This is a genomic window from Sphingomonas telluris, assembly GCF_022568775.1.
Taxonomy (GTDB): Bacteria; Pseudomonadota; Alphaproteobacteria; order Sphingomonadales; family Sphingomonadaceae; genus Sphingomicrobium; species Sphingomicrobium telluris.
The window spans coordinates 260781-285245 of record NZ_JAKZHW010000001.1 but is presented as its reverse complement, the minus strand read 5'-3'; the positions used below and the strand labels follow the sequence as shown (position 1 = coordinate 285245).

The 24465-nt window shown below is 63.5% G+C and carries 20 protein-coding genes; 8 read left to right on the top strand and 12 right to left on the bottom strand.

Features of this window, described 5'->3' with window-relative positions; genetic code table 11:
• The first annotated feature begins 20 nt into the window (after positions 1-20).
• The 3 genes from LZ016_RS01375 to LZ016_RS01365 are packed head-to-tail and all read left to right on the top strand — an operon-like array spanning position 21 to position 4059.
• Positions 21-1412 (top strand): hypothetical protein, encoded by a 1392-nt coding sequence (locus LZ016_RS01375; RefSeq protein ID WP_241445335.1) that lies wholly within the window; start codon positions 21-23, stop codon positions 1410-1412.
• Complete coding sequence (locus LZ016_RS01370) at positions 1394-2479, top strand: glycosyltransferase family 87 protein (RefSeq protein WP_241445334.1); 1086 nt, start codon at positions 1394-1396, stop codon at positions 2477-2479. The genes LZ016_RS01375 and LZ016_RS01370 overlap by 19 nt, the downstream gene beginning before the upstream one ends.
• The gene (locus tag LZ016_RS01365; protein ID WP_241445333.1) at positions 2476-4059 is read left to right on the top strand and encodes a hypothetical protein; all 1584 of its coding nucleotides are present in this window, start codon (positions 2476-2478) and stop codon (positions 4057-4059) included. Before LZ016_RS01370 ends, LZ016_RS01365 begins: the two co-directional genes overlap by 4 nt.
• Here the strand turns inward: LZ016_RS01365 and LZ016_RS01360 are convergent.
• The 5 genes from LZ016_RS01360 to LZ016_RS01340 form a co-directional block, all read right to left on the bottom strand.
• Positions 4041-4412 carry a GtrA family protein gene (locus tag LZ016_RS01360; RefSeq protein ID WP_241445332.1) on the bottom strand — a complete coding sequence of 124 codons (372 nt, stop codon included), beginning with the start codon at positions 4410-4412 and terminating at the stop codon, positions 4041-4043. The two genes, LZ016_RS01365 and LZ016_RS01360, sit on opposite strands and share 19 nt — an antisense overlap.
• A 61-nt stretch (positions 4413-4473) precedes the next feature.
• Positions 4474-5181, bottom strand: coding sequence for an SDR family oxidoreductase (locus LZ016_RS01355; RefSeq protein WP_366512906.1), 708 nt, complete (start codon positions 5179-5181; stop codon positions 4474-4476).
• 22 nt (positions 5182-5203) lie between these two features.
• Positions 5204-6547, bottom strand: coding sequence for an FAD-binding oxidoreductase (locus tag LZ016_RS01350; protein ID WP_241445320.1), 1344 nt, complete (start codon positions 6545-6547; stop codon positions 5204-5206).
• Complete coding sequence (locus tag LZ016_RS01345; RefSeq protein WP_241445318.1) at positions 6541-7455, bottom strand: UbiA family prenyltransferase; 915 nt, start codon at positions 7453-7455, stop codon at positions 6541-6543. Before LZ016_RS01345 ends, LZ016_RS01350 begins: the two co-directional genes overlap by 7 nt.
• A 94-nt stretch (positions 7456-7549) precedes the next feature.
• Positions 7550-8695, bottom strand: a complete 1146-nt coding sequence (locus LZ016_RS01340; protein ID WP_241445316.1) for a S8 family serine peptidase — start codon at positions 8693-8695, stop codon at positions 7550-7552.
• 383 nt (positions 8696-9078) lie between these two features.
• Here LZ016_RS01340 and rplJ point away from each other — a divergent pair, with 383 nt between their 5' ends.
• Both rplJ and rplL read left to right on the top strand, forming a co-directional pair.
• Positions 9079-9591, top strand: coding sequence for a 50S ribosomal protein L10 (gene rplJ, locus LZ016_RS01335; RefSeq protein ID WP_241445315.1), 513 nt, complete (start codon positions 9079-9081; stop codon positions 9589-9591).
• Between the two features lie 60 nt (positions 9592-9651).
• The gene (rplL, locus tag LZ016_RS01330) at positions 9652-10029 is read left to right on the top strand and encodes a 50S ribosomal protein L7/L12 (protein WP_241445313.1); all 378 of its coding nucleotides are present in this window, start codon (positions 9652-9654) and stop codon (positions 10027-10029) included.
• A gap of 58 nt (positions 10030-10087) precedes the next feature.
• Here rplL and LZ016_RS01325 read toward each other — a convergent pair whose 3' ends face one another.
• Both LZ016_RS01325 and LZ016_RS01320 read right to left on the bottom strand, forming a co-directional pair.
• Positions 10088-11482 carry a hypothetical protein gene (locus tag LZ016_RS01325; protein ID WP_241445312.1) on the bottom strand — a complete coding sequence of 465 codons (1395 nt, stop codon included), beginning with the start codon at positions 11480-11482 and terminating at the stop codon, positions 10088-10090.
• A gap of 53 nt (positions 11483-11535) precedes the next feature.
• On the bottom strand, positions 11536-11835 hold the full coding sequence (locus tag LZ016_RS01320; RefSeq protein ID WP_241445311.1) for a hypothetical protein: 300 nt from the start codon (positions 11833-11835) through the stop codon (positions 11536-11538).
• Positions 11836-12157: 322 nt separating this feature from the next.
• On the opposite strand from LZ016_RS01320, the gene rpoB reads away from it, so the two are divergent.
• A complete protein-coding gene (rpoB, locus tag LZ016_RS01315) occupies positions 12158-16321 on the top strand; it encodes a DNA-directed RNA polymerase subunit beta (RefSeq protein ID WP_241445310.1) in 4164 nt (1387 codons plus the stop codon).
• Positions 16322-16406: 85 nt separating this feature from the next.
• Positions 16407-20681 carry a DNA-directed RNA polymerase subunit beta' gene (gene rpoC / locus LZ016_RS01310; RefSeq protein ID WP_241445308.1) on the top strand — a complete coding sequence of 1425 codons (4275 nt, stop codon included), beginning with the start codon at positions 16407-16409 and terminating at the stop codon, positions 20679-20681.
• Positions 20682-20759: 78 nt separating this feature from the next.
• Here the strand turns inward: rpoC and LZ016_RS01305 are convergent, their stop codons facing one another.
• The 3 genes from LZ016_RS01305 to LZ016_RS01295 form a co-directional block, all read right to left on the bottom strand.
• Positions 20760-20900, bottom strand: a complete 141-nt coding sequence (locus LZ016_RS01305) for an entericidin EcnA/B family protein (RefSeq protein ID WP_241445306.1) — start codon at positions 20898-20900, stop codon at positions 20760-20762.
• 169 nt (positions 20901-21069) lie between these two features.
• Positions 21070-21210, bottom strand: a complete 141-nt coding sequence (locus LZ016_RS01300; protein ID WP_241445304.1) for an entericidin EcnA/B family protein — start codon at positions 21208-21210, stop codon at positions 21070-21072.
• 90 nt (positions 21211-21300) lie between these two features.
• Complete coding sequence (locus LZ016_RS01295; protein ID WP_241445303.1) at positions 21301-22095, bottom strand: thymidylate synthase; 795 nt, start codon at positions 22093-22095, stop codon at positions 21301-21303.
• Between the two features lie 130 nt (positions 22096-22225).
• Between LZ016_RS01295 and LZ016_RS01290 the strand changes: the two genes are divergently transcribed.
• On the top strand, positions 22226-22627 hold the full coding sequence (locus LZ016_RS01290; RefSeq protein ID WP_241445300.1) for a JAB domain-containing protein: 402 nt from the start codon (positions 22226-22228) through the stop codon (positions 22625-22627).
• On the opposite strand, the gene LZ016_RS01285 is transcribed toward LZ016_RS01290, so the two are convergent.
• Complete coding sequence (locus tag LZ016_RS01285) at positions 22624-23322, bottom strand: class I SAM-dependent methyltransferase (protein WP_277622485.1); 699 nt, start codon at positions 23320-23322, stop codon at positions 22624-22626. The genes LZ016_RS01290 and LZ016_RS01285 overlap by 4 nt on opposite strands.
• On the bottom strand, positions 23312-24439 hold the full coding sequence (gene prfB, locus LZ016_RS01280) for a peptide chain release factor 2 (RefSeq protein ID WP_241445296.1): 1128 nt from the start codon (positions 24437-24439) through the stop codon (positions 23312-23314). The genes LZ016_RS01285 and prfB overlap by 11 nt, the downstream gene beginning before the upstream one ends.
• Positions 24440-24465 lie beyond the last annotated feature (26 nt).

Genomic DNA, 24465 nt, shown 5'->3' with positions numbered 1-24465 from the left:
CTCGCGCGAAACCGGGCCGGATGCCTCAGGTCGTGACCGTCGCGGCGGTCACGGCCGTGCTGCTGCTCCCGGCGATGCACAATCGCTTCCCCTTCGTCTTCCCAGACACGTCCGCCTACTTGAGCGTGGCTTACGCCGACAGCTGGCCGATCGATCGAGCAGGATTTTACGGGTTGCTGCTCGCGCCGGCCCTTCGGAGCCTCGACGGACCGCCCGGTGTATGGCTGGCCATCGTCATGCAGGCGGCAATTATTGCGACAGTTCTCGTCGCGGCTTGCAGGAAGCTCTTGCCTCGGTCGCGAGGTTGGCTGATTTTCGCTTTGATCGCGCCGATCGCCCTCCTCACCAGCCTGTCGCTGCACGCGACGCAGTTGATGCCCGATGCCTTCACCGGCGCGCTCATTCTGCTGGCCTGGCTGGCGGCATCGCGAAATCTCGCCGATCCGGGCACCCCGCTGATGTGGCTGGCGACTGCCGTGCTGGCGCTCGTTCACTACACGCACGTCGGGCTCATTGCCGTTGCAGTCGTTGCAACCCAGATCGTTTGCGCCGTCGGCGGAGCCACTATCAAGGAGATCGCCAAGAGAGCCATGGCAGCCGCGCTGACGATCGCCGCCGTGCTGTCTGCGCACACTGCCGTCTATGGCGCCTATTTCAATCGCTGGAGCCCGTCGCCTCTCGGCGGCTATTTTCTCTTCGCGCGTCTGAATGAAGACGGCCTCGTCCCGCGCTGGTTCGATCGCCATTGCGGGGTCGATGCGCCCAAGCCGCTCTGCGACATTCGGCCTGAAATTCCGCGAGACAGTCAGGAGCTTCTATGGGGGAAAGAGCCCTCCCCGCTCTACGACCGGATCAACAAGAGGAAGGGTGAGCCGGACAGCTGGCTCTGGGTCGACATGGTTTCCCAGGCGGCGAACGGCAGCCTCAAGGAGCAGCCGGTCGAATTTGCGCGGGTCGCTACAAAAGCGACTGCGGACCAGTTCGTTCATTACCAGGCGCTCGACGACGAGTGCCCGGAGAATTGCGGGAACCTCAAGCTGTTCGACTGGCGGCCGAACCTGATCGAGTCCGTGCGTTCCTCTCGCCAGCTCACGGATGGATTGCCCAGAACTCCGATCCGACTGGTCACGGGCACGGTCGCAACTGTCGGACTGCTGCTGCTCCTTCCCCTGCTCTTCCTGGCCGTTCGCAGGCGCGACACGCTCGCGACGAGCCTGCTCGCGACGCTCGTCCTGTGCCTTGTCGCGAACGCGGCAATGGCCGGAGCACTGTCCGACGTGCACGACCGCTACCAAAGCCGCATCATATGGCTGGCCCCGTTTGCAGCGTCGCTCGTGATGGTGAGGTGGCGTCGACGGTCGGAATTGCTGGCGAGTATCGCTGAGGAGGCGAAATGTCCCGTGACCGCGTAATTCTAGGTGCTACGGCCTGTCTTACGGCGCTCCTCGCCGGATGCTTCGTCTGGTACATCTCCTCTTTGCCGACCCATCGGCCCGACTTCGCGATGATGTGGACGGGGATGCAGCGGGCAAATCCCTATGATCAGGCATCCCTCCGCACTGCGTTGAACTGGGAATCACGATACCCGGTCGCCTTCGTTTATCCACCGACGGCACTTCCGATTTTCGGCGGGCTCGCATTGCTGCCCATGCGATTTGCGCTGACGTTGTGGGGCGTCCTTTCCGCTGCCGCGATGGCGCTTGCATCACGATCGAAGTGGGCACCGCTCCTGCTTCTGACTCCTCCGGTTCTTTGGGCAATTCCGGGTGGCCAGACTTCGGTCCTGCAGGGCGCCGCCCTTCTGGGATGCTTCCTGCTCATTCGGTGTCCAACGGTCGCCGGAATCTTTCTGGGATTTGCACTGTGCCTCAAGCCGCAAATCGCGCTCGCTTTCTTACTGGCGCTGTCGATTGATCGCAGATGGACGTTGGTTGCGGTCGCTATCGGCACGGTCGCAGCGTCGGCACTGTTGTCGGCAATAATGTTCGGTCCAATGCAGTGGGTGGAGTGGATCAGGACGCTGCCTGGTTTCCTCAGCCTACACGAAGGAAATCCTTTGCTCCGACGCAATGAGATTGCGTTCGGCCTCCCGCTATGGGTTCGCATGTTTGCTTTGGCTGGAGGCACAGGCATCGCGGCGGGGGCACTGCGGCGAGGCAATCTCGTTGAGGCATTTGTCCTTGCAGCGGCCGCAGGACTGGTCGGCTCGGCTCATGCCATGGGTTACGAGTTCGCGATTTTCGCACCCGCCGCGCCAGCGCTGATTGCAAAACGCCGATGGTCGGCTTCGGCAATCCTTGTGTTCCTGTTCGTGCCCGGCTTCATCTGGCTGGGCCTTCCTGCGTTCCCATTCCGATTCCTCGCGATGGCTCTGCTGGTACTTGCGGCAGCAGTGGATGGTTTCGTCATGCAACCAGACACGAGCCAATTCACGCGCGGCCGATATGGAAAACGAAGCCTCGGGTGGAGACGCGTTTGATCGCTGGGGTCTCATCATTTGGAACGGGGCGCTGGTGGGAGGGCCCCACATTCCTTTTTACGCTGGCGTTGCTCAGCGTTGTCCCGTTGCTTTGGCCCGAAGTTGCGCCGCTAGTGGACCTGCCTGGTCACATTGGCCGATATCGCGTCGAATTAGACCTGCACTCATCTGCCGATCTGCAACGCTACTACGATTTCCATTGGACGTTGATCGGCAATTTAGGGATCGACCTGCTCGTCGTTGGGCTCGCGCCGATTTTTGGACTTGAGTTGGCGGTGAAGCTTATCGTGGCCTTCATCCCGGTCCTGACAGTTTTCGGGATCTTCGCAGTTGGGAGAGAGCTGCATGGACGAGTGCCTCCGACGGCGCTTTTCGCCGTACCCTTCGTCTATGGCTTCCCTTTCAACTACGGCTTCACGAACTTCGCTCTTTCGATCGGACTAGCATTCTTAGCGTTCGCTCTTTGGCTACGGTTGAGCAAGCTGGGGAAGCTCCGACTCCGCGCCATCATCTTTGCACCAATATCCTGCGTTTTGTGGATCGTGCACGTGTTCGGTTGGGGCTTCCTCGGACTCTTGGCCTTCGGTGCGGAAGTCGTCAGGCAACGCGATGAAGGCCTTTCGTGGGCAGCGGCGATGCGCGGCTCCGTGCTCCAATCTTTACCGTTATCGCTTCCATTTGCGATGATGATCCTCTGGCGGACCGGTGAAGTAGCCGGGGACACAACGACCTACCTGCTCACGTGGAAACTTCTGACCGTTGCATCGGCGCTGAGGGACCGCTGGCTCGTCTGGGATGCGGTGAGTGTCGCTGTTGCACTGGTCGTGATTAGCGCCGCAATGTTCGACCCAAAGCTGGAATTCTCCCGGCGAATGACTATCCCGACAATCGCGCTCGCGGTGACTTTCGTAGCGCTTCCCTACAAGCTCTTTGGCTCGGCCCATGCGGACATGCGCTTGGTGCCCTACGTCATCATCGTGGCAATAGTCGCAATTCGTTTCCGCACACAGGACGCAAAGGCGGAGGCTCTGGTCGCGAGCTTAGGGTTGGTGTTCATCGCGTGTCGTCTGATCGGAAATACAATCAGTTTTTCTATCGCGGATGCCGAGCTGCGCCGCTCGTCACAAGGGCTTCAACTCGTTCGGCCCGGTTCAGCTGTTCTGACTCTGGCTTCCGCTGCATGTGACGAACCCTGGGCTTTGCCGCGCCATTGGCACTGGGGCGCGCTCGTAATCTCACGACGATTTGGATTCTCGAACGATCAGTGGGATCTTCCGGGCGCTCAGCTGCTCAGCATTAAATATGGGAAAGCCGTGCCCTTCGAAGACGTGAGCTCCGCGTTGGTCTTCTCGCCAAGTTGTACTGCTCGACTCAATCATGAGAGACGCGCGAGCAACGAGGCAGCGCGAACGACGCAGGAGAGCCTCGATCAATTCCCGAGAAGAGCGTTCCAATACGTTTGGCTCATCAAGCCTCTGCGCGGAACATTCGTCGCCCCGTCCGATCTTCGCGTGATCTGGGACAGTCCGGAGAGCATCCTCTACCAGGTTACCGCAACATCTCAGCCACGGAAGACATAGCGCTTGTCCAGTTGGTACTTCAGCACATAGCCCGCCGTGAGGCCGATGAAACCGCCGACATATTGCGAGCCCGGTGCTCCGCCCGAGGCTAAGTGCACCAGCGTCTCCGTGCCCCAGAACAGCGCCGTCGTGATGAGGCCCGTGGAGGCATAGAAGAAGAAGGTGGCGCCGGTCGCGGCGGCATCCTGCTGGGGCGCGTAGAAAATGAGGCGGCGATCCAGCTCGAACTTTACGACCAGGCCGACAATCGTCCCGACTGCGAGGGCAGCAGCAAGCGGGAACGGCCCTGTGTAGACCGCGAAGACCAAGGCTTGCGCGGCCAGGTTCGCGGCGATGGCGACGCCCGCGAACAAGGCATAGCGAAGCGTGAGCTCGGTTCGGGTGAGGGTCTGGCGGATTGCGCGCCCTCCCCCGCTAGAGCTTTGTCTTGTGGAAGATGCGGGCGGGAACGCGCGTGATGATCGCCATGATACCCCACCAGAACCACGGGGTGTGGATCGGCCCGTCGCGGCGCTCGAGCGCCTTCTCGATGTCGCGCGCGACGCGCTCGGGCTTGGCCCACAAAGGCCCCTTCTTGTCCATGCCGTCGGTCATCGGCGTATCGACGAAGCCCGGGCGGACATCGATCACGCGAATGCCTTTGGGCGCGAGACGGTGGCGAAGGCCCTCGAGGAAGCGGCTGAGCCCGCCCTTAGCCGCGCCATAGACGTAATTGCTCTGCCGCCCGCGCTCGCCTGCGACGGAGGTGATTACTGCGACCGCAGCGCCGGAGTGAAGACGGTCCGCCAGCAGGTTCAGGAGGACGGCCGGGCTGGTAAAGTTCGTGAGCAGCGCTTTGGCGGTGAGGTCTGCGCTGCCCTCCGCGCCCTGCTGGTCGGGCAGCGTGCCGTAAGCGATGAGAGTCCGGTCGGGAGAGCCGCAGGCCTCCACCATCGGGCCGAAGGCCGCGACATCGTCGAAGTCGACGCCGTAGGTCGAAACGGCGGACGCTCCCCGAACCTGGAGGTCCTGCGCGATCGTATCCAACCGCTCCCGCTGACGCCCGGCGAGGAAGATCCTCGCGCCTTTCGCTGCGTACAGCCGCGCCACCTGCTCGGCGATGGCGGAGGTTGCACCAAATATCGCGACGCTAAGCGCCGAAGAACTATCGCGTGCCAGCGCTGCGTCTCCAGAAAGTCGATGAAAAGGCCGGGTCCACGTAGCGCCGAAAGGTTTCCAGTTTCGGAAAGCCCTGCACGAGCATTTCGGCTGATGCCCGGCCGTCCTTCGCCGCATAGACGCGACCGCCCGCGTCCAGCGTAATGGCGTCGAGCCTGTCGAGCAGCTCCAGCGTCCGCTCGCCGCGATTGGGAAAGTCGACCGCAAGCGTCGTGCCGGGCATCGGAAAGGACAGCATGCCCGGGCTGGTGATGTCTCCGAATTCCTTCAGGACCGTGAGGAAGGAGCCCTGCCTGTCCTCCGCGATTGTTGGCAGCAATGCAGCCGTGGATTCGCGGGCAAGATCCTTCGGAACGACGCATTGGTACTGATAGAAGCCGCCGCGCCCGTACATCTTGTTCCAATCGCTGACGCCATCGAGGGGAAAGAACACGGGGCCGTAAGGCGTGCATTCCGTTCTGCGCATCTCGCCGAACAGCTTGCGTCCGTAGACGGCGTTGAACAGCTTGATGGTCGGATGGCTGATCGCCCAGGACGGCGCTTCGACCGGCACGCGCGGGCCGCCGGACTTCGCCTCCTTTGAGTTCTCGCACGTTGTGAAGCGCGAGCGCGTGTAGATGCCGCGCCCTGCTGCTTTGCCCTCGGCGAGCACATCGACCCAGGCGGCGTGATGAGTCCAGCCACTACGGCTCTCCTCGGCAACCTCGAAATAATGGTCGAGGTTGCGAATGCGGATGTCCTCCACCTCGAGCATCAGGCTGGGGACCTTCATCAAGCGGATTGACGCGCGCGTGACCAGACCGGTCAGCCCCAGTCCGCCAATGGTAGCTGCGAACAGCTCCGCATTCTCTTCAGGCGAGCAGCGAAGAAGCTGCCCGTCCGAACGGGCGAGGTCGAACCAGTTCACGTGGCGGCCGAAGGTGCCCTCAACCTCATGGTTCTTACCGTGGACGTCGTTGGCGATGGCTCCGCCGACGGTCACGAACTTTGTGCCCGGCACGACCGGCAGGAACCAATAGCCATCGGTCTGAGGCTTCGTGGCAAGCAGGGCGAGGATCGCATCGAGCGACACCCCCGCCTCGCAAACGATCTCGCCCTTCGCCTCATCGAAGCTCACGAAATGGTCGAGGCGTTGCGTGTCGATGAGCACCGCATTGTCGTTGAGGCAGGAGTCTCCGTACGACCGGCCGAGCCCGAACGGCAGCACGGGCCCTTCCCCGCGCACTGCTTCTCGCGCCTCGTCGATGGTGCCGGGGATCAGCCGGACATGATCGAAGCGGTGGCACCGCCCCCAGGAGAGCACCTGTTCTGCGCGACGAGCGATTACCATGCGAGGAACAATGACACTCCGACCAGGACGCCCAGAGCGTAGGACGCGCGGTCCTTCAGGGCGAAGACGACCGGATCATCATGCATCTGGCCCCTAAGCGCCAGCAGCCACACGCGCAGGATCCAGTAGGCGAGCGCCGCCACCGACAGGCCGAGCCAGCCGGGATTGCGGAACAAGTTCCCGTCGAAATGCTGCGCGCCGAGGTAGATCAGGAAAACGACGATCGAGCAGAGGGCCGTACCGAGCCCGGCCGCGAGAACCAGAGGCAGGTCCTCCGACTGATAGCTTCGTCCGGGAAGCGATGCGCGCTCGCTCTGAACCGCCTGCGCCAGCTCCGTATAGCGCTTCACGAAGGCCAGGCTCGTGAAGAAGAACATGGAGAAGGCGTAGAGCCAATAGGGTGAGCTGTTCGGAAGCAGGGAGGCGCCCACCGCGATCCGCACCGTGAAGAGGAAGCCGAGACAGATGACGTCGAGGAGTGGCACCCGCTTCAGCTGGAACGAATAAGCAAGCGACACAGCCGCATAGACCAGCAGCGTCAGCGCGCATTGCACGGGCAGCGCAAGCGCGAGCGCGGTCGCAAGCGAGGCGAGCAGCGCAGCGACGATCGCGCCGTGCACTACGGAGATAGCGCCGCTCGCGAATGGCCGCGATTTCTTCGATGGATGCTCGCGATCGTGAGGCATATCCGCGACGTCGTTCACGACATAGGTCGCCGAAGCGACCGCGCAGAGCGCCACGAACGCCATTAGGGTGTTCAGCGCCTGGAATGTCGTGAGCAAGGGGATCGACAGGAGGGCCGGTACGAAGACCAGCAGGTTCTTCGACCATTGGTGAACGCGAAGCGCTCGGCTCCAAGTTTTGAGCCCTGCTCTCGGCGTGCTTAGTTCCCGCCCCACGTCCAACACGAATGTTCCCCCACGTGCGAGGTGGAAGCTAAACGATTACGCGCAAGGCAAAAAGCGAAAGCTGCGCGCCGCCCCAACGGCGCGCAGCTTTCGATCAGTGGCAACCGATGGAGTAGGTCGATCCATCGGGGGCTGCGGACGAGGTGCCGCAGTTCGACACGTTACCCAGTAGAAGCACACCAGCCATGTGCGGCGTGGCCATCGAGGTGCCAGACAAGGTCGCGTATCCACCGCCCTTGTAGGTCGAATAGATGCTTACGCCCGGGTCGGCGTAATCGACCGGCGGCTTGCCGTAGTTCGACCAGGACGCGAGCGTCTTCGCGGAGTCCACCGCCGCGACCGTATAGATGTTCGGTCCGTTCGCGCTGGCCGGGCTATGGTTGTTGGCGTTGTCGCCTTCATTGCCGGCTGCGAGCGCGAACTTCACCTTGCTGGACGCTGCGACGACCGCGTCGTTCAGCGCCTGCGAATAGCCGCCGCCCAGGCTCATATTCGCCACGTCGCCGGCGATGCCGTGGTCGGCGACATAATCGATGCCGGCAATCACGCCCGAGGTCGATCCCGAGCCGCTCGCGCCGAGAACCTGGACTGCCACGAGCTTCACGCCCGGAGCCACGCCGACGACGCCCTTGCCGTCCTTCTTCGCGCCGATCGTTCCCGACACGTGTGTGCCATGGCCGTTCCGGTCGCTACCCGTTCCGCCGACGAAGCTGACGCTGCGCGCGACATCGACGTTGAGATCGGGGTGGGTAAAGTCGATGCCGGTATCGATGACCCATGCCGTCTTGCCGGAGTTCGACTGGTCCGTCGTGCCGCCCCTGACCATCGTGACGCCGTAAGGTGTCTGTTCCGACCCGCCGCCGCCTCCAGGCTTGCCCGAAGGCTTCGCGACGACCGCCCGCATCACCTGGTCTTCTTCGCATCCGGTGATCCGCGGGTTCTTCGCCCGCATCTCGGCGATCGGGCTGCGTCCGTTAGAGAGCGCTGCGGCCCGGACTGCGAAGCCCTTGATCGAATGTTCGTAGGTGTGGAGCACCTGCCCGAGCACCGGGCCCGCCGCCTTATTGGCTTCGTTGCGCACGCTCGCCCCAGGCATGGAGCGGTCGAACGTGCAGATATACTGGTTGCTGATCTTCGCGAGAGTCGCGTCCGATTGAGCGTCCGGTCCTTGCCCGCTTGCCGGACTGGCAACTCCAAGAATGGCAGCAGCCGACGCGTACAGCACCCATGATGCGCGCATTGTAGATCCCCCTGTTCCAAGGCCCCGAGTCGAGAAAGGGGATGCTCCGCCTCATCTAACTCGCTGTCAACATAGGTGAATTTCGGTGTTAGCGACGCCCGTCCCACTTTGCTCCACCACTTGACTTCTGAGCGCTCTCGTCTAACTGGCGCTCCTCGCGTGAGCCTTCGGGCGCGCGCAACCGTCCGAGACAGTTGCTGGGGCTCGCCCCTTAATTTGCAGCCTAGACGGGGACAGGAATCATTCGAAGCGCTTGCCGCTTCGTCGTGCGTTGCATGCAACGCCATCGAAACCAACTCCCCACGGACACGAGTGCCTGAGCGGCTTCGCTCAGGTTTTGTTGAACCTCGCTCGAAGCAATTCGAGCGGAATACGGAGTTGGCATGGATCGTTCGCAAAAAGCCGATCTGGTCGACGAGCTGAAGAACGTCTTCACCGAGACGAGCGTGGTTGTGGTCACCCGCAACAACGGTCTTTCGGTGGCGCAGTCCACGGACCTGCGCCTGAAGATGCGCGACGCCGGCGCCCAGTATAAAGTTGCGAAGAACCGGCTTGCACTCATTGCGCTGGACGGCACGCGTTACAGCCCGATCGGGGACCTTCTGAAGGGCCCGACCGCGCTTGCAACGTCTACCGACCCTGTCGCGGCCGCCAAGGTCGCGGTGGAATTCGCCAAGACGAACGACAAGTTCGAAATCGTCGGCGGAGCAATGGGCGACACCGTGCTCGACGTGAACGGGATCAAGGCGCTCGCCGCCCTCCCGTCGCTCGACGAACTGCGTGCGACGATCGTGGGCCTCATCCAGGCGCCCGCGAGCAAGATCGCCCGCACCGTCAACGAGCCCGGCGCACAGCTTGCCCGAGTCTTCGGTGCCTATGCGGCTCAGGCTGCCTAAGGCCGACCTTTTCAAACAACGCACGACACATGGGGCTGAAGCCCCGCAAAGGAGTATCAAATGGCTGACATTGCTAAGCTGGTCGACCAGCTGTCCGAACTGACCGTTCTCGAGGCTGCGGATCTCGCCAAGGCCCTCGAAGAGAAGTGGGGCGTTTCCGCTGCGGCTGCTGTCGCGGCTGCTCCGGCTGCTGGCGGCGGCGCTGCTGCCCCGGCCGCTGAAGAGAAGACCGAGTTCGACGTCATCCTCACCGGCGACGGCGGCAAGAAGATCAACGTGATCAAGGAAGTTCGCGTGATCACCGGTCTCGGCCTCGGCGAAGCCAAGGCGCTGGTCGAAGGCGCTCCGAAGGCGCTCAAGGAAGGCGTCAACAAGGACGAAGCCGAGAAGATCAAGAAGCAGATCGAGGAAGCCGGCGGCACCGTCGAGCTCAAGTAAGCTTCTACCAGCTTCAAGCTACAAGAGAGGGGGCGGCTCCGCTGGGGCCGCCCCTTTTCTATGTTCTCACGTGAATGACCGCCCAGCGGTCGGCGTAGACTCGCTTCCAGCGCGGGTCGTGGTCCAGGACGGGGATCAGTGGCGATCCGGGCTGTAGCATGGTCCAGTGGACACCGAAGCGCTGCACCGCGCGCTCGAATGCTGCGCCGTCGCCGAGGACCATGGCATTGTGGTCGGCGGTGAAAGCGTCTCCGTACATGTCCGCCCGACCATCGATGTAGGGGCGGATGCCGTTGAGAATGAGCGGGCCGCCGAAGCTGTAACTGTTGAAGACCGGCTGGGTGCGGAGTTCCGGCGGAATGGCGGCGAGGGCCCTCGCTGGATAGGTTCCGCTATCGGCTCGCGTCTCCGGAAAGGCGGATCGGATGAGCGCTGCTGCGGCGATGACCGGCACTAGCCAGATGAGCGCCTTGCCCCCGCTTTCTGCGCGGCGTTCGGTTGGCGGCAGGACCAAAGCGGACACCAGAACGAAGAGCGGCTGATGGCGCGAGTGAAGGACGGCCATCAGCGCCAGTCCGGCGAGAAGGACCAATCGGACTAGTCCGAGCTCTCGGCCCCGCAGGATTGCGGCGACGGCCGCCGCGGCCAGCAGAATGAAGAACAGAAGATCGTCGGGGAGGCGACTTGAACGCCACTCCTGAATGAGCGGCAATGTCTTCATACCGCTTACTTGCAGGGGATAGAGGAAGCCCTGGATGCCGTGCGGGGTCACGAAGGCCAACGCGGCCGAAAGCAGCCCGAACGCTCCCCATTCGATGATCACCCGTCGGCGGTCCCGCTCCTGCAGCAGCGCCTCCAGCGCAAAGGCCGCGGCGATGGCGAGCCCCATCAGGTAGCTCGCATGAAGGTTCGCCCAGACGATCATCAAACCCGCCCAGGCGAGCGGCGGAGCACGATGCCGCTCCCGGGCGCGAATGAGGGCTGAGACCCACAGCACCAGAATTGGCCAGGTCAGGACGTGGGGCCGCGCGAGCATGAAAGGCGCCAATACGGCCGCGATCCCGGCAAGTCCGAGCAGTACGTATCGAAGCGGTAGCCAGCGCAGGAGCTGGCGAGCCAAGAGCGTCAGGGTGATCGCAATGACGGCTGCGAAGAGCGCCGTCAGGCCCGCCCAAGCGCCGGCGCCGAACGCCAACGCCATGAGAACCTCGGCGAGCCACTCGTGCGCGGTCCAGGCGTGTCCGGCGAAGGTGAAGGAGAAGGGATCGACGTGCGGAATGGCTCGGGTGGCGAGGATCAGCTTGCCGGTGGCGAGGTGCCAGCTCGTGTCGCCGTCATTGAGGATGGACTGGGTCAGGGCAAGGTAAAGGAACACCGCGAGGATCGCGGCGCCAACGAGACCCTCCCCGCCCAACAAGACTGACCGGAAACCGACCGCGCGGCTGTTCGCCATCCCCACCCCCGCGTACGGGTTAGAACAAGCTCAGAAACCGGGCAATGGAATGGCTACTGCCCGTTGGTGACGGTCTTCTCGATGGGCTGGCCGGACTGGGGTGGGTTGGGCTGGTCCGGCGTATTGGGCCGCGCTTGAGCCGACGGCGGGGTCGTGTCCGTGTTCGTCATGGCCGCGGCATTGCCCGCTTCCTGCAGCGCCTCCTGAGGTGGAGTTCCAGCCTCCGCGGCATTGTTGAGAACTTCAGCGGACGCAGGATCGGACTGGTTGGCGGCTTCCTGCAGCTGCTCTTCGTTCGACTTGCCGCACGCGGCGAGAAGGATGGTCGCGGCAATGATAAGGCTGGTACGCATGGGGCCCTCGGAACTGGTGACGACTTGCCAACCGAAGGCCCGGCGGCCGGGTTCCGCAAAAATCCTACACCTGCCCCTTCACAAGGGCGGAAATAGGATTATATCGGTTCCATCCAACAAATAGACGGCTCCGCCGCACGGTGACGTGCGCCCGGGGCTTTTCCCGTCCTCTCCGGGACAGGGTCCGACAAGCGCACGGACCGAACGCATTGGAGAGGAAAAACGGGGGTAGCGCTCCAAACTCCACTCCGGTCAACGCCGGAGAACCGAGCTGGGCTCCCGCTTCCTATGCGTGAGCTTCGGCTCCAGCGCAGGGAAGACAATGGCGACCAAGGCGATCGACGCACCGGCCAAGAGCCGTTCCACCAACTCGCGGCGCATCCGGAAGATTTTCGGCAACGTCCACGAAATCTCCGAGATGCCGAACCTCATCGAGGTTCAGCGCGAGAGCTACGAGCAGTTCCTCCGTTCCGATCCCGCGACCGGTTACGTTTCCGGCCTTGAGAAGACCCTGCGTTCGGTCTTTCCGATCGAGGATTTCGCCGGCACCGCGCACCTGGACTTCGACCGCTATGAGCTCGAACCGCCGAAGTACGACACGGACGAGTGCCGCCAGCGTGGCCTGACCTACGCCGCGCCGATGCGCGTCACCCTGCGCCTGACCACCTTCGAGATCGATCCCGAGACTGAGACCAAGTCGGTCATCGATATCAAGGAGCAGGACGTTTACATGGGCGACATGCCGCTCATGACGCAGAACGGCACCTTCATCGTCAACGGCACCGAGCGCGTGATCGTCAGCCAGATGCACCGTTCGCCGGGCGTCCTCTTCGACCACGACCGCGGCAAGACCCATGCTTCGGGCAAGTTCCTGTTCGCGGCCCGCGTCATTCCCTATCGCGGCAGCTGGCTCGACTTCGAGTTCGACGCCAAGGACATCGTCAACGTCCGCATCGACCGCAAGCGCAAGCTGCCGGTCACGACTCTGCTGCTTGCGCTGCAGCTAGGGCCGGAGGAAATCCTCAACCTCTTCTACAACACGGTCAGCTACGTCCGAGGCAAGAACGGCTGGGAAATCCCCTACGTTGCCGACGCATGGCGCGGCCAGAAGCCGCTACACGACCTGGCCAACGCCGAAACCGGCGAGATCGTCTTCAAGGCCGGCGAGAAGATCACTCCGCGCCGCGCCAACCAGGCGGCCAAGGACGGCCTGAAGGCCCTCGTCGTTCCTACCGAGGAAATCTTCGGCCGCTTCTCCGCACACGACCTTGTCAACGACAAGACCGGCGAGATTTACATCGAGGCCGGTGACGAGGTCACTCCGGAGAACCTCGAGAAGCTCGACAAGGCGGGCGTGAAGACGCTCGAACTGCTCGACATCGATTACGTGAACACGGGTCCGTGGATCCGCAACACGCTGAAGGCCGACAAGAACGAGGAAGCGGATTCGGCGCTTGCCGATATCTATCGCGTCATGCGCCCCGGCGAGCCGCCGACCCGGGAAACCGCGGATGCGCTCTTCTACGGCCTGTTCTTCGACCCCGAGCGCTATGACCTTTCGGCGGTTGGCCGCGTGAAGCTGAACATGCGCCTGGGCCTCGACGTCGAGGACACGGTCACGACCCTTCGCCGCGAGGACATCCTGGCGGTCGTCAAGGAGCTGGTGAACCTGAAGGACGGCAAGGGCGAGATCGATGACATCGACAATCTCGCGAACCGCCGCGTCCGTTCTGTCGGCGAGCTGCTGGAGAACCAGTATCGCATCGGCCTGCTCCGCATGGAGCGCGCCGTGAAAGAGCGCATGAGCAGCGTCGACGTGTCGACGGTCATGCCGAACGACCTGATCAACGCGAAGCCGGCGGTTGCCGCGGTCCGCGAATTCTTCGGCTCATCGCAGCTGTCGCAGTTCATGGACCAGACCAACCCGCTGTCGGAAGTAACGCACAAGCGTCGCGTATCGGCCCTCGGGCCGGGCGGCCTCACCCGCGAGCGCGCGGGCTTCGAGGTTCGCGACGTTCACCCGACGCACTACGGCCGCATCTGCCCGATCGAGACGCCGGAAGGCCCGAACATCGGTCTGATCAACTCGCTCGCGAGCTTCAGCCGCGTGAACAAGTACGGCTTCATCGAGACGCCGTACCGCCGCGTGGTCGACGGCAAGGTGACGAAGGACGTCGTCTACCTCTCCGCGATGGAAGAGGCGAAGCACACGATCGCGCAGGCGAACGCTGAGCTCAACACCGACGGCACGTTCGGCGAAGAGATCGTCTCTTCACGTCGTGCCGGCGACTTCCTGATGGCCCCGCGCGATCAGATCACCCTCATGGACGTGTCGCCGAAGCAGCTCGTTTCGGTCGCGGCCTCGCTCATCCCGTTCCTCGAGAACGACGACGCCAACCGCGCTCTGATGGGCTCGAACATGCAGCGCCAGGCCGTGCCGCTGCTTCAGGCGGATGCACCGCTGGTCGGCACCGGCATGGAAGAGACCGTTGCGCGTGACTCCGGCGCGGCCATCGGCGCTCGCCGTTCGGGCATCGTCGACCAGGTCGACGCGACCCGTATCGTCGTTCGCGCCACCGGCGACCTGCGCGCGGGCGAATCGGGCGTCGACATCTACACGCTGATGAAGTTCCAGCGCTCCAACCAGAACACCTGCATCAACCAGCGCCCGCTGGTGAAGGTCGGTGACACGGTCGAGGCCGGGGAAATCATCGCCGACGGTCCGTCGACCCAGTTCGGTGAGCTCGCGCTCGGCCGGAACGTGCTCGTCGCGTTCATGCCGTGGAACGGCTACAACTATGAGGACTCGATCCTGATCTCCGAGCGGATCGTGAAGGACGACGTCTTCACCTCGATCCACATCGAAGAGTTCGAGGTCATGGCCCGCGACACCAAGCTCGGGCCGGAAGACATCACCCGCGACATCCCGAACGTCGGCGAGGAAGCGCTTCGCAACCTCGACGAGGCGGGCATCGTCTACATCGGTGCCGAAGTGGAGCCGGGCGACATCCTGTGCGGCAAGATCACGCCGAAGGGCGAGAGCCCGATGACGCCGGAAGAGAAACTCCTCCGCGCCATCTTCGGTGAAAAGGCGTCGGACGTGCGCGACACGTCGCTCCGCCTGCCCCCGGGCGTGTCCGGCACCGTGGTCGAGGTCCGCGTCTTCAACCGTCACGGCATCGACATCGACGACCGTACTCGTGCCATCCAGGCCGAGGAAAAAGACCGCCTGAAGAAGGACGCCGACGACGAGCGCGCCATCCTCAACCGTGCGACCTTCGCGCGTCTGAGGGAAATGCTGCTCGGCCAGGTGGCCACGGCTGCTCCGAAGACCATTAAGAAGGGCGCGACCCTCGACGATGCGGCTCTCGAGGCGACCGAGCGTCACGACTGGTGGAAGATCGCGGTGAAGGACGATGCCCGCCAGGCGGACATCGAGGCGCTGAAGGGCCAGTACGACGAGGCTGCCAACGTCATCACCCGCCGCTTCGACGACCGCGTCGAGAAGCTGGAGCGTGGCGACGAGCTGCCGCCGGGCGTGCTCAAGATGGTCAAGGTCTTCGTCGCCGTGAAGCGCAAGCTTCAGCCGGGCGACAAGATGGCCGGCCGTCACGGCAACAAGGGCGTGATCAGCCGCATCCTTCCGCAGGAGGACATGCCGTTCCTCGAGGACGGCACTCCGGTGGACATCGTGCTGAACCCGCTCGGCGTGCCGTCGCGCATGAACGTCGGTCAGATCTTCGAGACGCACCTTGGCTGGGCGGCTCGCGGTCTCGGCAAGCAGATCCAGGAGATGCTCGAAGGGATCCATGAGCGCGGCAAGGACGTCGCGGGCAAGGACGCCAAGCAGCTCCGCGTGAAGCTGAAGGATATCTACGGCGACAATTACGCCAAGGATATCGACGCTCGTGACGACGATGCAGTGATCGAGCTGGCCTCCAACCTCGTCGGCGGCATCCCGATGGGCACTCCGGTGTTCGACGGTGCCCGCGAAAGCGACGTCTCGGCCATGCTCGACAAGGCCGGTCTGAACACTTCGGGTCAGGTGACTCTGTTCGACGGCCGCACCGGAGATCCGTTCGACCGTCAGGTGACCGTGGGCTACATCTACATGCTGAAGCTCCACCACCTCGTGGACGACAAGATCCACGCACGTTCGATCGGGCCGTACAGCCTCGTCACCCAGCAGCCGCTGGGCGGTAAGGCCCAGTTCGGCGGACAGCGCTTCGGCGAAATGGAGGTGTGGGCACTGCAGGCTTACGGCGCCGCCTACACGCTTCAGGAAATGCTGACCGTGAAGTCGGACGACGTCGTCGGCCGTACCAAGGTCTACGAAGCGATCGTCAAGGGCGACGACACGTTCGAGGCGGGCATCCCCGAGAGCTTCAACGTTCTCGTGAAGGAAATGCGCAGCCTTGGCCTCAACGTCGACCTCGACAGCGTCGTGGACCCGGACGCGGAGCCGCCTGCGCTCGCAGCGGAGTAACGACACGAAATCGGCGGGGCTTCGGCCCCGCCACCCCGTCCCTGCCCCTCTCAGGAACCGAGGGGACTAGAGGAAGAGAAACAAGATGAACGAACTGACCCCATTCGCAAATCCGATCGCCAAGCCGGAGACGTTCGACGAGATCCGCATCGGCATCGCGAGCCCGGAGAAGATCCGCAGCTGGTCGTTCGGCGAGATCAAGAAGCCGGAGACCATCAACTACCGCACGTTCAAGCCGGAGCGTGACGGCCTGTTCTGCGCGCGCATCTTCGGCCCGATCAAGGACTACGAATGCTTGTGCGGCAAGTACAAGCGCATGAAGTACAAGGGAATCGTGTGCGAGAAGTGCGGCGTCGAGGTCACCGTCTCGAAGGTCCGCCGCGAGCGCATGGGCCACATCGAGCTCGCCGCGCCCGTCGCGCACATCTGGTTCCTCAAGTCGCTTCCGAGCCGCATCGGCCTACTTCTCGACATGCAGCTGAAGCAGCTCGAGCGCATCCTGTACTTCGAGAGCTATGTCGTTCTTGAGCCGGGCCTGACCCCGCTCGAGCGCCTCCAGCTGCTCACCGAGGACGAGCTTCTCGCCGCCCAGGACGAATATGGCGAGGACGCCTTCTCGGCCGGCATCGGCGCCGAGGCCGTGAAGCAGATGCTCATGGATCTCGACCTCGAGGGCGAGAAGGAAGCGCTGCTCAAGGAATTGGCCGAGACCAAGTCCGAGCTGAAGCCGAAGAAGATCATCAAGCGCCTCAAGGTCGTCGAGAGCTTCCTCGAGTCCGGCAACCGTCCCGAGTGGATGATCATGGAAGTCATTCCGGTCATCCCGCCGGAGCTCCGCCCGCTCGTTCCGCTGGACGGCGGCCGCTTCGCGACGTCGGACCTGAACGACCTCTATCGCCGCGTCATCAACCGTAACAACCGTCTGAAGCGGCTCATCGAGCTGCGCGCTCCGGACATCATCGTCCGCAACGAAAAGCGCATGCTTCAGGAGGCCGTCGACGCTTTGTTCGACAACGGCCGCCGCGGCCGCACGATCACGGGCGCCAACAAGCGTCCGCTGAAGTCGCTGTCCGACATGCTCAAGGGCAAGCAGGGCCGCTTCCGTCAGAACTTGCTCGGCAAGCGCGTCGACTATTCGGGCCGTTCGGTCATCGTGACCGGTCCGGAGCTCAAGCTTCACCAGTGTGGCCTGCCGAAGAAGATGGCGCTCGAGCTGTTCAAGCCGTTCATCTACTCGCGCCTCGACGCCAAGGGCCTCAGCATGACGCTGAAGCAGGCGAAGAAGTGGGTCGAGAAGGAGCGCAAGGAAGTCTGGGACATCCTCGACGAGGTGATCCGCGAGCACCCGGTTCTGCTGAACCGCGCGCCGACGCTTCACCGTCTCGGCATCCAGGCCTTCGAGCCGGTCCTCATTGAGGGCAAGGCGATCCAGCTTCACCCGTTGGTCTGCGCCGCGTTCAACGCCGACTTCGACGGGGACCAGATGGCCGTTCACGTCCCGCTGAGCCTAGAGGCCCAGCTGGAAGCGCGCGTGCTCATGATGTCGACCAACAACATCCTGTCCCCCGCGAACGGCAAGCCGATCATCGTCCCCTCGCAGGACATGGTCCTGGGTCTCTATTACCTTTCGCTCGAGAAGGCGGATGAGCCGGGCCAGGGCATGCTGCTTAGCGACATGCAGGAAGTCCACCAGGCGCTCGCCGCCGGTGCGGTGACCCTGCACTCGAAGATCGTCAGCCGCGTCCCGCAGACGGACGAGGAGGGCAACACCTACATGAAGCGGTTCGAGACCACTGCGGGCCGCATGCTCCTCGGTGAGACCCTGCCGAAGAGCCACAAGGTGCCCTTCGAGACGGTCAACCGCGTCCTGACCAAGAAGGAGATCGGCGACGTCATCGACATCGTTTATCGCCACACTGGTCAGAAGGAGACGGTGCTGTTCGCCGATGCCATCATGGCGCTCGGTTTCCGCCACGCGTTCCGCGCTGGCATTTCCTTCGGCAAGGACGACATGGTCATCCCGGCCGACAAGGAGAAGCTGGTCGACGAGACCCGCGCGCTCGTGAAGGATTACGAGCAGCAGTACCAGGACGGCCTGATCACCCAGCAGGAAAAGTACAACAAGGTGATCGACGCCTGGTCGCGTTGCGGTGACCAGGTCGCCAGCGCGATGATGAAGGAAATTTCGGCAACGCCGAAGCGTCCGGACGGCCGCCAGGCTGACCTGAATTCGATCTACATGATGGCCCACTCGGGCGCTCGTGGTTCGCAGGCTCAGATCAAGCAGCTTGCCGGCATGCGCGGCCTCATGGCCAAGCCGTCGGGCGAGATCATCGAAACGCCGATCATCTCGAACTTCAAGGAAGGCCTGACCGTCCTTGAGTACTTCAACTCAACCCACGGCGCCCGCAAGGGCCTGGCGGACACGGCGCTAAAGACGGCGAACTCGGGTTACCTGACCCGCCGTCTCGTCGACGTGTCGCAGGACGCCGTGATCATCGAGGACGACTGCGGTACCGAGCGTGCGCTGGAAATGCGCGCGATCGTACAGGGCGGCGCCGTCATCGCTTCGCTCGCGGAGCGCGTGCTGGGCCGCACGATGGCCGAGGACGTGGTTGACCCGAAGTCGGGCGAGGTCATCATACCGGAGGGCGCGCTGCTCGACGAGGCGATGGTTGCCCAGATCGAGGCTGCCGGCCTGCAGGGCGTGAAGATCCGCTCACCGCTGGTCTGCGCGTCGAAGCAGGGCGTTTGCGGCAAGTGCTACGGCCGTGACCTTGCTCGCGGTACGCCGGTGAACATCGGTGAGGCTGTCGGCGTCATTGCCGCCCAGTCGATCGGCGAGCCGGGCACGCAGCTGACGATGCGGACCTTCCACATCGGCGGCGCGGCGCAGCTCAACGAGCAGTCGAACCTCGAAGCGCCGGTCGACGGCACCATCGAGCTTCGCGACATGCCGACGATCATCGATCCGCGCGGTCGCCACCTGTCGCTGTCGCGTTCGGGTGAGATCGCCATCCTCGACATGGACGGTCGTGAGCTTTCGACCCACCGCGTACCGTACGGGGCCCACCTGCTGTGCGAGAGCGGACACATCGTCAGCAAGGGCGACCGGATTGCCGAATGGGATCCGTCGTTCAGCCCGGTCATCACCGAGCGTGCCGGTACCGTGAAGTACCAGGACCTCATCGAGAACCGGACGATGTCGGAGCAGACGGACGAGTCCACGGGTATCGCTCAGCGCGTCGTCACCGACGACATGGGCAAGTCGAAGAAGGACTCGCTCCATCCGCGGCTGACCCTCACGGGCGGCAAGGCTGAAGAGGCAGGCGTCTATCGCCTCGCCCCGGGTGCCATCGTTGCGGTCGAGGACGGCCAGCATGTCGAAGCCGGCGAAGTGCTCGCCCGTATGCCGCGGGAAGCCGCGCGTACCCGCGACATCACCGGTGGTCTGCCGCGCGTTGCCGAGCTCTTCGAGGCGCGCACTCCGAAGGACAAGGCGATCATCGCCCGCGTCTCCGGCCGAGTGCAGTTCCTGAAGGACTACAAGGCGAAGCGTAAGATCGCGATCGTGCCGGACGACGGTTCCTCTCCGCATGAGGAGCTGGTGCCCAAATCGCGCGTGATCGAGGTGCAGGAAGGCGATTACGTGAAGCGGGGCGACAACCTCGTAGGCGGCTCGCCGGATCCGCACGACATCCTGGAGGCGCTCGGCGTCGAGGCACTCGCGGAGTACCTCGTGAGCGAGATCCAGGAGGTCTATCGACTGCAGGGCGTGAAGATCAACGACAAGCACATCGAGGTGATCGTTCGCCAGATGCTGCAGAAGGTCGAGATCACCGACGACGGCGACACCACGCTCCTCAAGGGCGAGCAGGTCGACCGTGAGGAGATGGACGAGATCAACTCCCGTCTCGGCAAGGGTAAGAAGCCTGCGCAGGGCAAGCCGGTTCTCCTGGGCATCACCAAGGCGAGCCTGCAGACCCGCAGCTTCATCTCTGCGGCGTCGTTCCAGGAGACCACGCGCGTCCTCACCGAGGCCGCCGTGCAGGGCAAGCGCGACACGCTCACGGGTCTCAAGGAGAACGTGATCGTCGGACGCCTGATCCCGGCCGGCACGGGCTCGAGCATGAAGGAGCTTCGGGTTGCGGCGACCAGCCGTGACGCGGCTCTGCGGGCGACCCACCGCCGGATGCAGGAAGCGCTTGTCGCTCCTGAATCCGCGGATGAGCTTCGCGCTGCCGAGAAGGCGCGCTCGGTTCGTGACGATACGGCTGGAACGGGTCCCGACCCGCTGGCCGAGGTCGTTCCGAGCGGCCACGGCACCGATGCGGATGCCGGCGACTACCTCACCGAGTAGTCGCTGGCCTCCCTAGGCAAAAAGAAAGCCCCGCCGGCGCAAACCGGCGGGGCTTTTCGTTTTAGGATTGCTGCGCGGTTAGCAGCGACCGCCGTGCATCGCGTTCTGCGTGCAATTGGCAGCCGAGCCGACGTCCGATGCAGCGCCGCGGACCGTGTTGCATGCGGCAAGGGCCATGCATGTTCCGATCAGAATCGCGGTAACCAGCTTCGAAGTCATTATTCCACCCTCCTTACGAACCCGAAACAACAATGGCGTCATGCATCCGGCTTGTCGACTGTCTGCCGGATTAACAACGCGTGCCCCGAAAGACTCAGCAGCCGTGAAAAAGCCCCGTCAGCGAGGCCGACGGGGCTTCATCGAGATTGAACGGATTACGCGCAGATACTCAGCACTTGCCGCCGTTCATGGCATTTTCAGTGCAGTTCGCAACCGAATTGACGTCCGACGCAGCACCATGAACGGTGTTGCAGGCAGCCGTGGCAAGGGCCGCCGTGATAAGCGCAGCCGTCACGAGCTTCTGAATCATCAGGACACTCCTCTATTGATGTCAGTTTGAACGCGCTTTCAGCCGATGGGTGCCATTGCGCAGCCGAAATTTTCGAAGATTCGGCTTGGCTCAGACGGCAACTGGCGCGGAAATGTGCGGGTGAGGATCGTACGCTTCGAAGACGAAGTCCTCGGGCTCGTAGTCGAAAATCGACTGGCCGCGATCCTTGAGGATCAGTTGCGGCAGCGAGCGCGGCTCGCGCGAGAGCTGAAGCCGCGCCTGTTCCAGGTGATTGGAGTAAAGATGGACGTCGCCGCCGGTCCACACGAACGTCCCCGGCTCATTCCCTGTCTCGCGCGCCAGCATGTGCGTCAGCAGCGCGTAGCTCGCGATGTTGAAGGGAACGCCCAGGAAGAAGTCGGCGCTGCGTTGGTAGAGCTGCAGGTTCAGCCGCCCGCCCGCGACCTGCGTCTGGAACAGGCAATGGCACGGGGCGAGCGCCATGCGATGGATCTCGCCCGGGTTCCAGGCCGTGACGATCTGCCGCCGCGATGAGGGATCGCGCTGGATCAGGTCGATGAGATTTTTGATCTGGTCGATGTGGCGGCCGTCCGCCGTCTCCCAGCTGCGCCACTGCTTTCCGTAGACCGGACCCAGGTCGCCCTCTTCGTCCGCCCATTCGTCCCAGATGCTGACCTTGCGCTCCTTCAGCCACCGGATGTTGGTGTCGCCGCGCAGGAACCACAGCAGCTCGACGATGATCGAGCGGAGGTGCAGCTTCTTGGTCGTCAGAAGCGGAAAGCCGTCGCGAAGGTCGAACCGCATCTGGGCGCCGAAGTGCGAAAGCGTGCCCGTGCCGGTCCGGTCCTGCTGCTCGACACCTTCGTCGAGAATCCGCTGCATGAGATCGAGGTATTGCTGCATCGGATTCGAGACTAATCCGCTCGGGCCTGCAAACAAGTCCGTCGACTACATCCGTAGTGGATAAAATCTGCACTCCAAAAGGGACTCGCTTGGAGTCGTCGCGCAGCCGTTACCCGCATAACTGACTCGGATGCGCTTTCAGCGTGCCGAACCACTCAAGCTGGAGGGATTCGCCGCAGCCCGGGCCTTCTTTGCGAGCTGCTTTGGCGAGTCCGATCCAGCTTGTGAGGTTCTGTGGGTGGCGCACTTGGACCGGGCAGCCAACTGCCTTCACCTCGCTAGCAAAGTCGGCGACGAGTGCGCGTCGAGTCTTCCCGTGCGAACCATCATCGCGGACGCGCTTCGACGCGGTAGTTCCGGCCTGCTGCTCGCGCATAACCACCCGAGCGGAGATCCTCGCCCCAGCCTAAGCGATTGCCTCGCGACGCGGCACCTCGCCTGCGCCGCACAAGCCATCGACTGTCGCCTCATCGACCATTTGGTCTTCGGCGGAGGCGAGTGCACCAGCTTCCGCAGCCTCGGCCTACTCTAGCTGCCCTTGCATGGCTGGATCTGATCAGGCTCCGGGCGCGGCCCCGCAATCTTGAATGCCGCGTAATAGGCTTCACCCGCCGCAATCGGCTCGAAGTGAACGAGCTTAAGGCCCAGCGCACCCAACTCGCACTTCACGTCGCGAGGCGGGATTCCGTGACGCATCGGGGCCCTGTCGGCATCGACGACGATGATCTGACCGTCCGGCTTCAGGCCTTCCCGCAAGTGCCACAGGAAGGCGTAGGGCGACTCCACCTCGTGGTACATGTGGACGAGGAAGATGCGGTCGAAGGAGTTCGCCGGAAGCTTCGGGTTGTCCGGCTCACCCAGCACGATTGCGACATTGTCGAGGCTCTCGCGATGAACTCGCTGACCGAGCGCGTCGATCGTCTGAGGGACGATGTCCTCGGCGAGCACGCGTCCGCGCCTGCCGACGACGGGCGCCAGGCGAACCGTGTAATAGCCCTCGCCCGCACCGATGTCGGCCACCGACATTCCGGGCTGGATACCGGCGAGATGAATGACGCGCTCCGCCTCCCCAAGACGGTCGCGCGCGTCCTCGGTCGAGAAAGCATCGTTGACGATCGGCGCCACCTCGCGATGCGCCTTCGGAAATTGCGGTGTTTCCGGAGCCTGGCGGCAAGACGCCAGACCGGCTGATGCGAAAAGGAGGGCGGCTAGCGCCCTATTCGACATCCTCGACCTCGACGCGCTCGCCCGTGACCCGCTGCGACAGAGCGGCGGCCATGAACCGGTCCAGATCCCCGTCGAGTACGTCGCTGGGACTGGTCGAGGTCACGCCGGTGCGCAGATCCTTCACCAGCTGGTACGGCTGGAGAACGTAGCTGCGGATCTGGTGGCCCCAGCCGATGTCGGTTTTGGCAGCGTTGGCGGCGTTGGCCTCGGCCTCGCGCTTCTGGAGCTCGGCCTCATAGAGACGCGCCTTGAGCTGCTTGAACGCAGAGGCGCGGTTCTTGTGTTGCGAACGCTCGTTCTGGCAGGCGACCACGATGCCCGTGGGGATATGCGTGATGCGCACTGCGCTGTCGGTCGTGTTCACGTGCTGCCCGCCGGCACCCGACGCGCGGTACGTGTCGATGCGCAGCTCGGCTTCGTTGATCTGGATGTCGATGTCGTCGTCGACTTCCGGATAGACCCAGACGCTGGAAAAGCTGGTGTGGCGGCGGGCGTTGGCATCGTACGGGCTGATGCGGACAAGGCGGTGGACGCCGCTCTCGACCTTGAGATTGCCGTAGGCGTTCTCACCCTTGATCAGGATGGTGGCGGACTTGATGCCCGCCTGCTCGCCCGAGTGGTGGTCGATCATCTCGACCTTGTAGCCGTGCCGCTCGCCCCAGCGCGTGTACATGCGCAGCAGCATCTCGGCCCAGTCCTGGCTCTCGGTGCCGCCTGCGCCCGCGTTGACCTCGACATAGCTGCTGTTGGCGTCGGCCTCGCCTGCCAGCAGGGCCGCGACCTTGTCGCGCTCGGCGCGCTCGGCGAGATCGCCAAGGGCGCGCGTGCCGTCATCGACAAGCGCTTCGTCGCCCTCGGCCTCGGCCATTCCGATCAGCTCGACCGTGTCGGTCAGCTCACGCTCGATCGCACGGGTTGCGGAGATGGCTTCGTCGAGCCGGCGCCGCTCACGCATGACATCCTGCGCCTTCTTGGGATCGTCCCAAAGTGTGGAGTCCTCGACCTTGGCGTTCAACTCGTCGAGACGCTTCAGCGCGCGGTCCCAATCGAGGAACCGGCGCAGGAGTTCGAGCGCGGCATTGATCTGGTCGACATGAGCCTGCGCTTCGGCGCGCATGAGGAAAGGCCTTCACTAGAGATTGG

Coding starts and splice junctions, on each gene's coding strand:
- LZ016_RS01375 (WP_241445335.1), top strand. CDS start 21: ATGCCTCAGGTCGTGACCGTCGCGGCGGTCACGGCCGTGCTGCTGCTC.
- LZ016_RS01370 (WP_241445334.1), top strand. CDS start 1,394: ATGTCCCGTGACCGCGTAATTCTAGGTGCTACGGCCTGTCTTACGGCG.
- LZ016_RS01350 (WP_241445320.1), bottom strand. CDS start 6,547: ATGGTAATCGCTCGTCGCGCAGAACAGGTGCTCTCCTGGGGGCGGTGC.
- LZ016_RS01340 (WP_241445316.1), bottom strand. CDS start 8,695: ATGCGCGCATCATGGGTGCTGTACGCGTCGGCTGCTGCCATTCTTGGA.
- rplJ (WP_241445315.1), top strand. CDS start 9,079: ATGGATCGTTCGCAAAAAGCCGATCTGGTCGACGAGCTGAAGAACGTC.
- rplL (WP_241445313.1), top strand. CDS start 9,652: ATGGCTGACATTGCTAAGCTGGTCGACCAGCTGTCCGAACTGACCGTT.
- LZ016_RS01325 (WP_241445312.1), bottom strand. CDS start 11,482: ATGGCGAACAGCCGCGCGGTCGGTTTCCGGTCAGTCTTGTTGGGCGGG.
- LZ016_RS01320 (WP_241445311.1), bottom strand. CDS start 11,835: ATGCGTACCAGCCTTATCATTGCCGCGACCATCCTTCTCGCCGCGTGC.
- rpoB (WP_241445310.1), top strand. CDS start 12,158: ATGGCGACCAAGGCGATCGACGCACCGGCCAAGAGCCGTTCCACCAAC.
- rpoC (WP_241445308.1), top strand. CDS start 16,407: ATGAACGAACTGACCCCATTCGCAAATCCGATCGCCAAGCCGGAGACG.
- LZ016_RS01305 (WP_241445306.1), bottom strand. CDS start 20,900: ATGACTTCGAAGCTGGTTACCGCGATTCTGATCGGAACATGCATGGCC.
- LZ016_RS01300 (WP_241445304.1), bottom strand. CDS start 21,210: ATGATTCAGAAGCTCGTGACGGCTGCGCTTATCACGGCGGCCCTTGCC.
- LZ016_RS01295 (WP_241445303.1), bottom strand. CDS start 22,095: ATGCAGCAATACCTCGATCTCATGCAGCGGATTCTCGACGAAGGTGTC.
- LZ016_RS01290 (WP_241445300.1), top strand. CDS start 22,226: ATGCGCTTTCAGCGTGCCGAACCACTCAAGCTGGAGGGATTCGCCGCA.
- LZ016_RS01285 (WP_277622485.1), bottom strand. CDS start 23,322: ATGTCGAATAGGGCGCTAGCCGCCCTCCTTTTCGCATCAGCCGGTCTG.
- prfB (WP_241445296.1), bottom strand. CDS start 24,439: ATGCGCGCCGAAGCGCAGGCTCATGTCGACCAGATCAATGCCGCGCTC.